Source organism: Parvularcula marina (assembly GCF_003399445.1).
GTDB classification, from domain to species: Bacteria; Pseudomonadota; Alphaproteobacteria; order Caulobacterales; family Parvularculaceae; genus Parvularcula; species Parvularcula marina.
Map to the genome: position 1 here is coordinate 1384395 of NZ_QUQO01000001.1, position 12305 is coordinate 1396699.

Below are 12305 nucleotides of genomic sequence, written 5' to 3' on the forward strand. Positions count from 1 at the left end.
GATATATTAACGGGAGACAAGGAAAGACCGCCTGATGAGCTATGTCCGCGAAACACTCGCCCCGGGCGAGGACATCGTAAAGGTGGCCCATTTCAACTGGACCTATTGGGCCCCGACCTGGATCTGGCTGTTCGTGTCGATCCTGCCGCTCTGCTATGCCGCCTTCCTGTCGATCGAGGACCGGCTGCCCGGAGATCCTGTCTGGGTTTATGGCATCAGTGCCATCCCCGCCGCCCTCGGCCTTCTGGGGCTCATGAGCCACTGGATTTATATCATCACGACCGAGATTGCCGTGACGTCGAGCCGGTTCATCTTCAAAAAAGGGCTGGTCTCGCGGCATTCAAATGAGGTGAGCCTCAACAAGATCGAGGAAATCAGCCTTGACCAGACCGTCATGGGACGGATTTTCGGCTATGGCCGGTTGATCCTGCGCGGCACCGGGGTCGGGGTCATCAAACTGCCCGACATCGACAATCCAATCGAGTTCCGCCGCGCCATCGAAGGCGCCAAGTCCCGCCTGCGCGAGGCGCCGGACGACCGTGAATACCCCGCCTCCCCCAGCAAACCGGAAACGCCCTTTGATCCGTCCCCGAACGGCATGTCACCGACAGCCATCAAGGCAACTGTTGGCAGCGAGAAGAAAAAGAAGAAAACAAAACTGGCCAAGCGCAAGGGTCAGAAGACTTTCAAGGCACCCGTTCTGCCGCAGAAATTGCGTTAGGCTTGAGAGCTTACGGGGGGAATAAATGAGCTGCATCGTCACCTATAGCGACGGGACAACTGCGTCCGTTGATCCAAGCGAGCTGCGGCGTCTGATGGATGCGGGCATTGTCTCGCCGACAGATCAGGTGACCCTGCCCGACACCGGCCGTGCAATCCCCGCTCAAGAGACCGCGGCGAAACCCAAGGATGAGGCGCGCCCTGATCTAAGGACCCTCTCTGCCCGTCGAGTACGATTTAAATATGCCGCTATCGCCTTCATTGCCGCCAATCTTTTCATGGCATTTTCGAATTTGCATGGTGCGCAGGTCATCGACAAGCTGGTCGATGGGGATGAGGATTATTATCGCTACCCGGAAGAAGTCGCAAATTTCGTCGACCTGCACCAATCGACAGCGGGTATTGTCTATCTGATCACCCTGACCTTATGCGCGGTCTTTTATTCCATGTTCTTCTTCAGGGCGATGCGAAACATGCGTCAGTTGAAAGCGCAAGAAGCAGAGATGCATCCCGGTTGGGTCATCGGCTGGAACTTCATTCCGATCGCCTTTCTCTTTAAGCCATTTTCCGGTGTCCGGCAGATCTGGCAGGCTTCGCAAAGGCTGAGCGGCCATCCGCATAAAGAGCTCTCTCTATTGCGTTGGTGGTGGGCCGGCTGGATCATCGTCATCATTGTTGGCCGGATTACATCACGCATCGGGGTGTCAGGTGTTTTCGGCGAAGTCACCAATTACGAGCTTTATACTCTAGGCTTGAAGATCGATGCAGCCATGTCCATCCTTCTCGTCGCAACGACCATAATGCTGATGAAGATCATCAAGCGCGTGAATACGGCGCAGAGCCAGCTTTTTGCTCTATCCGGAAAGGACAGCTAACCACCGCGTTAGCCGCCGAAGACTGCAGCGACGAGGACTTCGAGGGCGACTTTGTCGGTTTCATCGAATGTGCCCGCATGCGGACTATCGATGTCGAGAACGGCGTAAAGCTCGCCATGCGCATTGCGCAAGGGCACGACGATCTCGCTGACCGAACGGCTGTCGCAAGCAATGTGGCCGGGGAAGTCGTGGACGTCAGCAACGACTTGCGTCTCACCCGTTCGGGCGGCGGCGCCGCAAACACCCTTGTCGAACGGGATGCGCAGGCAACCTAGCGTTCCCTGATAAGGACCGACCACGAGCTCGCGCGGATTTTCCGTATCCACCATATAAAAACCGGTCCAGATATTCTCCGGAAAGGCGTGCGCAAGCAGGCAGGCAATCGTCGACATGCGCGCGATCTGGTTCTTCTCTCCCTCAAGAACTGAGAGGATTTCTTTCTGAACCTGCTCATAAAGAGCGGATTTGCTGCTCATGCCTTCGTCTCATTTTCGGCGGCGCTGCCCTTCGTCATGACGAACCGCAAGGGCGGAAGCGCGCCAGCTGTGATTTCCACTTCATCGCCGATGGCGAGTGGGCCGACACCTTCCGGTGTCCCCGTAAATATAAGATCGCCAGGCTGTAATTGCACAAATTTCGACAGCTCGGAGATGATTTCTGCTGGCGACCAGATCATGTTTTCTAACGCGGAGCGCTGGCAGATCTCGCCATTGCGAGTGAGCGTCAGCTCGGTTGCCGGATCAAGAACCGCGCCTTCAACCAGCGGCGCGAGCACGGCTGAATGATCAAACCCCTTTGCCATGTCCCACGGTGTGCCCGCCGCCTTGGCCGCATGTTGCAGGTCGCGGCGGGTGAGATCACAGCCTAGCCCCATCCCCCAAATCAGCGCATCGGCTCCTTCGACCGGCAGGTCCGTACCGCCCTCTTTGAGCGCGAGCACAAGCTCTGCTTCGAAATGCAGATCCTCCGTCATCGGCGCAAATGGCACGCCGGGCGATGTCTCATCAGGCACGATCGCCGCATCAGCGGGTTTTGTGAAAAAGACCGGCGGGTCCGCCTTCGGATCGCCGCCCAACTCGCGCACATGCTCGGCATAATTGCGACCGATCAGGAAAATACGCCGTATGGGGAAGACCCGGCCATTAGAAGTTGGCACGGTCACAGGGGGCTGGGGCTCAAGGACAAAGAAAGAGCTGTTCATCCTTCTCCCCTCGCAGCAATTCGCACAAAGAAAAAGGGGTCCTCAGCATGAGAACCCCTCAAATTTTATCCGATGTGGCAGGCGCCTTAGAAAGTCGCAAAATCCGCCAGCAGGCGGGTTGCCCGGCGGTCGCCATTCTCACGCGCGCGCAGGAGCCAGTAACGGGCCATCAGGCTGTCATCCTCGACGCCTTCGCCTTCAAGATACATGACGCCGGTCTGGTAGGCCGCTTGCGTATGGCCGCCCTTGGCTGCGACTTCGAACCAGTGCGCCGCTTTCGCGGTGTCACGGGTCGTGCCGACACCGTTGAGATATTGCAGCCCGAGGCTGGTCTGGGCGACCGGCATCCCGGCTTCTGCAGCTGCAGAGTTATAGGCAAAGGCCGCGATCGGGTCATAGGCCTCACCCGTCGAGGTCAGGTGGAAGAGACCCAGCGCCGCTTCGGCGTCCGGATTGCCATATGAGGCCTCCCGGCGCAGCTCGCGCAGATTGACAAAGCCCTCATTGCCGACAATCGCATTGACCGTCTGAGCCGAGAACTCCCCCAGCGCGCCAGATGTCGTATGCCACGACGCCGCATAGCTGGCGGCATCTCGCGCCACCGCTTCGGCCGCAAAATGTTGTTGATTTACAGGGGGTTGAGCTGCCGCAACACCCATCAGCGCCACGAGCGCGATCCCCATCGAAAGACCGGTTTTCCGCATGGGATACCTCCCCCAGAACAAGCCGCCCGGAACGCCGGGCAAATCCTCAAGAAGAAGTTAACCCGTCGCGAGACTTCCGGCAAGCGGCGCCTTGGCCACAGGTCGGATTCATGCGCCCAGCCGGTCCCAGCCCTTGGCACGGACCTCTGGCCGAAAACGGCGGCTGACAGGCGCTTTTCGCCCCTCACCAAGGTCAAGCTCCCATTTGCCCCCCTTGCGGCTGAGCGTCAGGGGCGCGTCTTCTGCCACCCACCAGCTGCGGTGAACCTGCGTCCCCGGCTGTTGGCCGACAGCTTTCAGGGCCTCTGAAAACGTCCCCGCGATCAGCGCTTCGCCCGCATCGGTGTGAAGCCGGATATAATGATCTTCTGCGGATAGGGCCTGTAGCTGCGCCCCGCGCAGCTCCGGCGGCCATTGCGAGCGGAAACCGCGGAAAGCCTCGTCCTCCACCTCTTCGCGGCTCTCGGACGAAAATCCGTGCGTGCCGATCATGACGATGCCCCAGAGGACGGTCGTCACCACCAGCACATAGCCGCCCAGATAGGTGACATAGCGCAGCGGCACCGGCTCACGCAGCACCGCCTCAATGACGAAAATCCCGACCATCGCCCCGGCGGCGATGCAGGGGATATGGATCAGCGGGCGCCAGTTCTTCAGCCCCCTGCGAAGAAGGGTCGGATAGATCCAGCGCTCGAAGAAGAAACTGCCGGCATAGCCCGCCGGGATGCAGACGCCCCAATAGATGACCTTCTCCCAGAATGACCAGAGATCGGTGTTGAAGGGCTCAAGGATCACCATGAAGGCGACCGCCCCGACCATGGTGACGAGCTGCACCCGCAGGTCGTGATCGAGCGCGCTTTCCCAGAGCGATTTGAGCCGTTGCATGAGCTGCATCGCGAAATGACACCCCTTTTTCGCGGATCGACCACCCGGCTTCGCGGATGACAGGCCGCCTCTCTGTCGTGATTTTCCTCGCTTTCTTAGCCTCTGTGAGACGCGGAGACGACCATCCGCTGCCTTCAAAGGAGACATAAATGAGAAGAATTTTCCCCCTGCCTATCCTCGCCCTGATGCTCGGCGCCTGCGCCTCGTCCGGCGCAGCCGAGACCCTCACAATGGATGAAGGCCGCGATGACGGCCTTGCTGACCTGACCATCGAGATGAGTGTCGAAATCCTCGAAGGCGATGTCCGGGTCATCCTCTTCAAGGGGGCGGACGCCTATAATGGCGGTAAGCCGCTGGCCCAGGGGGTCAAGCCCGCCGCCGCCATGCTGACCTTCAGCGTCGAGGGGATCGAGCCCGGCGAATACGGCATCAAGGCGTTCCACGATGTGAACGGCAATGGCGAGCTCGACACCAATGTCCTTGGCATTCCGAATGAGCCTTTCGCCTTCTCGAATAATGCGCCGGCCAATTTCGGCCCGGCCAAATGGGAGGACGCCGCTTTCACCGTCTCCGCCCCCGCCACCCTGCACAAGATGGAGATCAAGTGATGAACCGCCGCTTCTTCATCAAATCCGCCATGGCCGGGGTCGTTGCCGCCTCCCCGCTGATGCAGTTCGCCAAAGCCGCGCCGGGCAAAATCATGAAGGGCTATCAGAGCGCGCCCGATGCGGGCTTTGCCCGCAAAACCATGCGGCTGGTCGCGGGCGATGTGCCCAAGGGCTTCCGGGGCACCTATTTCCTCAATGGCCCCGCCAAGCATGATCGCGGGGGTGAGCGCTATGAGCACTGGTTCGACGGCGACGGCATGGTCCACGCCTTCCGCTTCGGCGATGAGGGCGCAACCCATGAAGGGCGTTTCGTTGAAACCCCGAAATTCATCGAGGAGCGCGAGGCGGGCCGTTTCATCTATCCGACCTTCGGCACGATCCCGGAGAATCCGGGGCCTATCACCGGGCCGGATGACATCAATGCGGCGAATATCTCCGTCCTGTCGGTCGGGGACCAGATCTGGGCCCTGTGGGAAGGCGGCAGCCCGACCGCCCTGCGGCCAGATGATCTCTCTACGGAAGGGTTCGTCACGCTGGGCGAAGGTCTTAAAGGCGTGCCGGTCTCGGCCCATCCGCGCGTCGATACGGACGGGGTGATCTGGAGCTTCGGCAATGCCGCGATGAGCGGCCAGCTCCTTCTTTACAAGATCATGCCCGATGGCAGTCTTGCGAAATTCAAGGTGCTGAACGATCTGCCCCATTCCATGGTGCATGATTTCACCATGTCGGAACGCTATCTGATTGTCGGCTTTGCGCCCTTCCTCGCGGAGAACAATGACGGCGCCTATCTCGACCGCTTCAACTGGCATGGCGATCAGGCCCGGCAATATGTGGTGATAGACAAGGAAAGCTTTGAGATCGTCCGGCGCTATGAGCTGCCCGCCGGGTTCGTCTTCCACCACTCGCCCGCCTGGGAAGAGAAGGACGGCACGATCCGGTTTGGGGCGTGTACCTATAAAAATGCGGACATCATGCTGGTCGACACGCGGGCCATCATGAAGGGAGATGTCTATGCGGGGAACAATCATGCCGTCTTTGAGGCGGTCACGCTCTATCCAGATGGCCGGGCCGTTGCGACCACCGATGGCGGGGCGGCGGAATTCCCCGTCGCCGATCCACGGCTCGCCGGCAAAGCCTCAACGACATTCCATATCGGGCGGCAGAAAGCTGAGAACTATCTCAGCAATACGCTCTTTGCCCGGAATGAAGCGGGTGACGTGACGGGAAGCTGGGCCGCCAGTGCCGACACCGAAATGGGCGAGCATGTCGCAGTCCCCAAGGCAGGCGGCGGTGTCTGGCTCATCGGTACGGAATTCGATGCCGCCCGCGGGCGGACGCTGGTCTCGCTCTTTGACGGCGATGCTTTGAGCGCTGGCCCGCGCGCGGTCTGGGAAGCCCCGCAGACCCTGCCCGTCCCGCTGCATGGGACATGGGTCGGGGCGTAGGCTTCCCCTTCCGCCTTTTCGAGGGGCGCTCGTCCGCACATTTGCAGCCGAGCGCTCCTTTTGCCGCCCAAGGACAATTGAAGCCCGGCCGCGCAACCCTTAAGCGTTTGGCATCAACGGTCTGGAGCCTTCATGGAAAGCGGTATTCTTTTTATCAGCAGTCTCGTCCTCGCCGGATTTCTGCTGATACCGCTTTCCCGACGGCTTGGCGCCCCCATCCTCCTCCTGGTGTTGATCGGCGGGATGCTGGTGGGAGAGGATGGCCCCGGCGGCGTCCATTTCGATGATTTCGAAGCCGCCTATTCGCTGGGCAGTCTGGCCCTTGCGATTATCCTGTTCTCAGGCGGGCTGAGCACGCCATCGGCCTCGCTTCGCGGCGCGCTTGGGCCGTCCGTGCTGCTCGCGACGGCAGGGGTCGTTATCACCGCCCTGCTGGTCGGGCTGGCCGCCAGCATGATCATCGGCATCCCGTTCGAGCTTGCCCTGTTGCTGGGGGCGGTCGTTGCCTCGACAGATGCAGCGGCGACGTTCCTCCTCATTCAGCAAAACAGGATCGAGCTTCCCGAAAGGCTGAGAAATACGCTGGTCCTCGAATCCGGGATCAACGATCCGATGGCGATCTTCCTGACCATCGCCATGACCGCCGTCGTCAATCAGGGAGAGACCCTGAGCGCCGCGACGCTTGCCGAGTTCGCGCCCATGTTCCTGCTGCAAATCGGATTCGGCCTGCTGGCCGGCCTGAGCGCCGGGCGCGTGCTCGCATGGATCCTCGACCGCATCCATCTTCCCGAAGGGCTTTATGCGCCGATGGCACTGGCCGGGGCGATGGTAGTTTATTCCGCAACCGCATCACTGGGCGGCAGCGGTTTTCTCGCCATCTATCTTTGCGGTCTTGTCGTATCGGGCAGTCTGAAGCGCTCGCCCGACCGCATCATCCATTTCAGCGAAGGGCTTCAATGGCTCAGCCAGATAGCCCTGTTCATGATGCTGGGCATACTGGTCACACCAACCAGGCTGATCGAAGTGTTCATCCCCGCCCTGCTGATCGCCCTTGCCCTGATGTTCATTGCCCGGCCTGCCGCCGTTATCATCTGCACACTACCATTCAGGCTGAAGCTGAACGAGACGGTCTATCTGAGCTGGGTGGGGCTGCGCGGTGCCGTCCCGATCTATCTTGCCATCCTGCCTGTGATCACGCCGGGACCGGTCGACACGATCTTCTTCAACACCGTTTTCGTGATCGTCGTCGCATCGCTGCTGATGCAGGGATGGAGCGTGACCCTTTCCGCGCGCCTGCTTGGCCTCGATAAAGCCCAAAAGGCCTGACAGGGTCGGGGCGTAAATCACTCGGCGGGCAAATCACTTACCCGCCATTTTTTTACGACCTGTGACAGAAAGAAAAAGAGACGGCCATCAGAGTCTGTTCTTGCGAAATAGACATTGGGATAACCCGTTGTAGGCTGACCATTTTCATCTAATGTCTCATCAACCCAAATGAAAACCTTATTGAATGACCAAAAATATGATGGGTTCCAGTCCGCCATGAACTCTTCACTTTGGTCTTTTGGGCCAAAGAATCGTAAAGCTTCATCGAACTCCTCCACCGAAACAGGCGTCCCAAACTCCTTTGTCAGTTCAGAGACAACACGATCATAAACTTGAGCGGAGGATTCTTCGAAGTCAGAGTCTGATGGAAAAAAAGTGACCGAAATTATTTTGTCACCCTCGAAGGTGACCATTGTCGGGACATTCTCACCAAAGAACGGTGTATCTCCTCCGACAATGAGGATATCCTCATTATAATGAAGAACCTCATTCCCACGAATTACCTCCTGCTCATTGAGGAGCGCCTCGCGCGTCAAATCCCAGTCGATATTATAGGGGTTAGGTGAGGGATCTCCGTAGCCGCACCCCGCAAGGCATGCGCACAAGATTACCAGGCCCCTCACCACAGCCTTCATTATCGCCGCCTACCCCTTCAGCACTTCCTCGGTCGCCTTGACGAAGAGGCCAAGGCCTTCCTCGACGATGGCATCGGAAGCCGTCAGCGGCACATGGGTGCGGATGACATGGGCTTTCTTGCCGGCGGTGAGGAAGATGAGGCCGTGCTCACGCGCACGCGCCTGAATGGCCGCTGCGACCTGCCCATCGGGCACATCGCCATGGGTCACGCATTCGACCGCCGCCATGGCGCCGACCCGGCGGACATGACCGAAGACGCCCTTGGCGACGCCTTCCTGAAGTTCTTTCCAGCAGGCTTCGACTTTCGCGCCGATATGCTCAGCGCGTTCGATCAGGCCTTCTTCCTCGATGACATCAAGGACGGCGAGGGCTGCTGCGCAGGAGACCGGGTTGCCGCCATAGGTCGAGCCCATGCCGCCCGGGCCGATCTTGTCAAAGAGGTCCGCCTTGCCGATCACCGCCGAGAGCGGCAGGCCGCCCGCAATACTCTTTGCACAGACGAGGAAGTCGGGCTCAACGCCTGATTTCTCGATTGCAAACATCTTGCCCGTCCTAGCAAAACCGGTCTGGACCTCATCGGCGATCAGCATGATGCCGTGCTCGGTACAGAACTCACGAAGCCCGCGGAGATATTCGTCCGGTGCCGGAATGAAGCCACCCTCGCCCTGCACCGGCTCAATGATGATACCGGCCACGTCTTCGGCGCGGATCGAAGTCGTGCACAGCTCCTTCAGTCGGGCCAGCGCTTCATCAGAAGAAAGCCCGCGATATTCATTCGGATACGGCGCATGATAGATGCCCGGCGGGAACGGCCCGAAGCCGATCTTGTAGGGGTCGGACTTGCCCGTCAGCGCGGTCGCCAGGAGCGAGCGGCCATGAAAGGCCCCTTCAAAGGCGATAAGGCCCGGACGGCCGGTAATGCGGCGGGCGAATTTGCAGACCTGCTCGGTCGCTTCCGAGCCGGTATTCATGAACATCGTCTTCCATTGCGACGATTTCGGCATCAGGCCGTTCAGCCGCTCAGCCAGCGCGATATAGCTTTCATATTGCGCGACGCCGAAGGCCGTGTGGACGACCTTTTCGAGCTGGACCTTGATCGCTTCCTGCACTTTGGGGTGGCGATGGCCGACATTGAGGACGCCGATCCCGGCGATGAAGTCGATATAACGCTTGCCATCGACATCCCAGAGCTCCGCGCCTTCCGCGCGTTCAGCGTAAATTCCCGATTTTGAGGGCAGACCGGCGGGGCAGGCGTCATTGCGGCGCGCCACCAGCAGCTCATTGCTCAAAAACTCATTCTTCCCGTCAGGTGCAGACATCTTGGCCTCCATCCAGTGTTTTCCTGTTGATCCTGCTCTGCCCAAGGCCGGAGCGGAACGCAATGGCCCGCTGCGCTGCACACAAGAAAACCCGTGCCTGCCCTTGGAGTGACCCTCGGGGCGGGGTAAGCGGCAATGGGGAGATCGTTTCTTAGATCTGATGTGAATCCATGCGCTTTCGATTATCTGGCCTGGCTGTCCTCGTCCTGTTCATTGCCGTCATTATCGGCCGTACACTGTCTTATGGCCCGTCTGGTGAGAGCGCTCCCAGGCTTGAGGCGCCTGATGCGCCTGCCATGTCCGGTGAGGAGATCGGCCGGCATTTGGGCGAGGCGATCCGGTTTCAGACCGTCACCAGCAAGGCGGGCGCCCCGGAAGCTGGCGAAGAGCAGCCCTGGCTTGATTTTCATGACTGGCTGGCTGCGACCTACCCCGCCGCGCATGAGGCAATGACGCTGGAGAAAGTCGCGGGACTTACCCTTCTTTACCAGTGGGAGGGGAGCGATCCCTCGCTCAATCCCATCATCCTGATGGCGCATCAGGACGTTGTGCCTGTCAATCCGGGAACAGAAGGCGATTGGGACGCGCCGCCCTTTGCCGGGGAGATCATTGACGGCATTCTCGTCGGGCGCGGCGCGCTTGATGACAAGGCGAGCCTCATCACCCTGATGGAAGCTGCCGAAGGGCTCACGCAATCAGGCTTTGCGCCGAAACGCACGGTCTATTTCCTTTTCGGCCATGACGAAGAAGTCGCAGGGATTGGCGCGAAATCGGCTTTCGCATTGCTCGAAGAGCGCGGCGTGACGGCCGACATGGTGCTCGACGAGGGCATGGTGACGGTCGCCAATGCGCCGCTGACCGGCGGGCCGTTGACGATCATCGGGGTGGCAGAGAAAGGCTATCTCACCGTCGAGCTGAGAGTCTCCGGTGAGGGCGGGCATTCCTCGACCCCGCCGCGCGACAATGCCGTGGTGCGCCTTTCTCGCGCGCTTGTCGCGCTCGAGGAAAATCAGTTCCCGTCGCATCTCAATGAGCAGCCGCTGAAGGACTTCTTCCGCGGCATGGCGCCCGACATGTCCTTCGTCATCCGTATGGCGCTGGCCAATCGCTGGCTGCTCGGCAGTCAGGTCGAGAAGGAGCTCGCTAAACTGCCGACCGCCGATGCGCTGGTGCGCACGACCATCGCACCGACCATGCTGGAGGGGTCGACCAAGGAGAATGTCCTGCCGCAGCGCGCCTCCGCGACAGTGAATTTCCGCATCCACCCATCGGATTCCGTCGAGAAAGTCCTCGATCACATCCGCAAGGTCACACGCGACATTGACGGCGTCGAGATCATCGCGCTTGACGGTTTTGCCTCCGAGCCTTCCCCGGTCTCGAGCGCAAAGACGCAAGCTTTCGCGGCGCTGAGTGCTGCTGCCAGCAGCAGCATCTCCCCCGACGCGCCGATCGTGCCCGGCCTTGTCCTCGGGGCGACCGATGCGCGTTTTTCTTATGGTGTCAGCGAGAACGTCTATCGCTATATGCCCGCGCTCCTTCATACCGATGAGATCGGCGGCATTCACGGAACCAATGAGAAAGTGTCGCTCGAAAACCTTGCGCGCATGGCGCGCGCCTATACTCAGATCATACTCCTGATGGATGAGGCCCAATGACATCACCGGTCGCCGAACTGAAACTTTCAGATTACCTTCTTGGCACAGAAGAAAAGCGCAAAGCCTTCGCCGATGATCTTTACACGAGCCTGCGCGAGACCGGCTTTGTCGTCCTGACCGATCACGGCATCAACCTCTCGCGCCTGCATGAGGCCTATGACATCATCGCCGACTTCTTCGCCCTGCCTGAGGAAGAAAAGCGCGACTATATGATTGGCATGGACGGCCAGCGCGGCTTTACGCCTTTTGGCCGTGAACATGCCAAGGGCGTTGAGGCGGCGGATCTCAAGGAATTCTGGCATGTCGGCCGGGATGAGATCAAACCTAATGTCTGGCCGGAACGCCCGGCGGCCTTCCGGGCTGAGGTGGGCTGGCTTTATGATGCGCTTGATGAGACGGGGCTCCTCCTTCTTCAGGCGCTGACGGGTCCGCTTGATCTGCCTGAAGAGTATTTTGATGAGATGGCCGGCGGCGGCAATTCGATCCTCCGGCTCCTGCATTACCCTGCAATTCCGGAGGATGCAGATCCCGCTTCAATCCGTGCGGCGGCGCATGAGGATATCAACCTCATTACCCTCCTCGTCTCGGCGAGCGCTTCGGGCCTCGAACTCCTAGGCCGCGACGGTGAGTGGAGGGCGATCGAAGCGCCAGCGGATGCGATTATCGCCGATGCGGGCGACATGCTGGCGCGGATCACCAACAACCATATTCCAGCCACGACTCATCGCGTGGTGAACCCGGATAATAGCCGTGATGTGCGCTATTCCATGCCGTTCTTCCTGCACCCGCGTCCTGATGCGATGCTCTCCTGCCTGCCGCAATTCCGCGACGGCTCAGAAGATCCCGACATCACGGGCCAAGGGTTTCTTGAACAGCGCCTGAGAGAGATCGGGCTGAGCTAACGCGTCTTCCTCCCCCGTGGGGGAGGTGT

The 12305-nt window shown here is 59.9% G+C and carries 13 protein-coding genes; 7 read left to right on the plus strand and 6 right to left on the minus strand.

Annotated features, from left to right (window positions below; genetic code table 11):
- The first annotated feature begins 34 nt into the window (after positions 1–34).
- The gene (locus DX908_RS06500) at positions 35–721 is read left to right on the plus strand and encodes a PH domain-containing protein (protein ID WP_116391598.1); all 687 of its coding nucleotides are present in this window, start codon (positions 35–37) and stop codon (positions 719–721) included.
- Between the two features lie 25 nt (positions 722–746).
- Positions 747–1595, plus strand: a complete 849-nt coding sequence (locus DX908_RS06505) for a DUF4328 domain-containing protein (protein WP_116391599.1) — start codon at positions 747–749, stop codon at positions 1593–1595.
- Positions 1596–1603: 8 nt separating this feature from the next.
- Here the strand turns inward: DX908_RS06505 and DX908_RS06510 are convergent, their stop codons facing one another.
- The 4 genes from DX908_RS06510 to DX908_RS06525 form a co-directional block, all read right to left on the minus strand.
- On the minus strand, positions 1604–2071 hold the full coding sequence (locus DX908_RS06510; RefSeq protein WP_116391600.1) for a free L-methionine (R)-S-oxide reductase MsrC: 468 nt from the start codon (positions 2069–2071) through the stop codon (positions 1604–1606).
- On the minus strand, positions 2068–2796 hold the full coding sequence (locus tag DX908_RS06515) for a fumarylacetoacetate hydrolase family protein (RefSeq protein WP_116391601.1): 729 nt from the start codon (positions 2794–2796) through the stop codon (positions 2068–2070). The genes DX908_RS06510 and DX908_RS06515 overlap by 4 nt, the downstream gene beginning before the upstream one ends.
- Before the next feature lie 86 nt (positions 2797–2882).
- The gene (locus DX908_RS06520) at positions 2883–3500 is read right to left on the minus strand and encodes a tetratricopeptide repeat protein (RefSeq protein WP_116391602.1); all 618 of its coding nucleotides are present in this window, start codon (positions 3498–3500) and stop codon (positions 2883–2885) included.
- Between the two features lie 108 nt (positions 3501–3608).
- A complete protein-coding gene (locus tag DX908_RS06525; RefSeq protein WP_158548553.1) occupies positions 3609–4394 on the minus strand; it encodes a LytTR family DNA-binding domain-containing protein in 786 nt (261 codons plus the stop codon).
- Between the two features lie 140 nt (positions 4395–4534).
- Here DX908_RS06525 and DX908_RS06530 point away from each other — a divergent pair, with 140 nt between their 5' ends.
- The 3 genes from DX908_RS06530 to DX908_RS06540 all read left to right on the plus strand — a co-directional run bounded on the left by DX908_RS06530 (position 4535) and on the right by DX908_RS06540 (position 7764).
- A complete protein-coding gene (locus tag DX908_RS06530) occupies positions 4535–4993 on the plus strand; it encodes a DUF2141 domain-containing protein (protein ID WP_199564616.1) in 459 nt (152 codons plus the stop codon).
- Complete coding sequence (locus DX908_RS06535; RefSeq protein WP_158548555.1) at positions 4993–6438, plus strand: carotenoid oxygenase family protein; 1446 nt, start codon at positions 4993–4995, stop codon at positions 6436–6438. Before DX908_RS06530 ends, DX908_RS06535 begins: the two co-directional genes overlap by 1 nt.
- A gap of 132 nt (positions 6439–6570) precedes the next feature.
- On the plus strand, positions 6571–7764 hold the full coding sequence (locus tag DX908_RS06540) for a potassium/proton antiporter (protein WP_116391605.1): 1194 nt from the start codon (positions 6571–6573) through the stop codon (positions 7762–7764).
- Positions 7765–7781: 17 nt separating this feature from the next.
- Here DX908_RS06540 and DX908_RS06545 read toward each other — a convergent pair whose 3' ends face one another.
- Both DX908_RS06545 and gabT read right to left on the minus strand, forming a co-directional pair.
- Complete coding sequence (locus DX908_RS06545) at positions 7782–8399, minus strand: hypothetical protein (protein WP_147303740.1); 618 nt, start codon at positions 8397–8399, stop codon at positions 7782–7784.
- Between the two features lie 9 nt (positions 8400–8408).
- Positions 8409–9719 carry a 4-aminobutyrate--2-oxoglutarate transaminase gene (gene gabT, locus DX908_RS06550; RefSeq protein ID WP_116393012.1) on the minus strand — a complete coding sequence of 437 codons (1311 nt, stop codon included), beginning with the start codon at positions 9717–9719 and terminating at the stop codon, positions 8409–8411.
- 170 nt (positions 9720–9889) lie between these two features.
- Between gabT and DX908_RS06555 the strand changes: the two genes are divergently transcribed.
- Positions 9890–11374 (plus strand): M20 family peptidase, encoded by a 1485-nt coding sequence (locus DX908_RS06555; protein ID WP_116391607.1) that lies wholly within the window; start codon positions 9890–9892, stop codon positions 11372–11374.
- Positions 11371–12276, plus strand: coding sequence for an isopenicillin N synthase family dioxygenase (locus DX908_RS06560; RefSeq protein WP_116391608.1), 906 nt, complete (start codon positions 11371–11373; stop codon positions 12274–12276). Before DX908_RS06555 ends, DX908_RS06560 begins: the two co-directional genes overlap by 4 nt.
- Positions 12277–12305 lie beyond the last annotated feature (29 nt).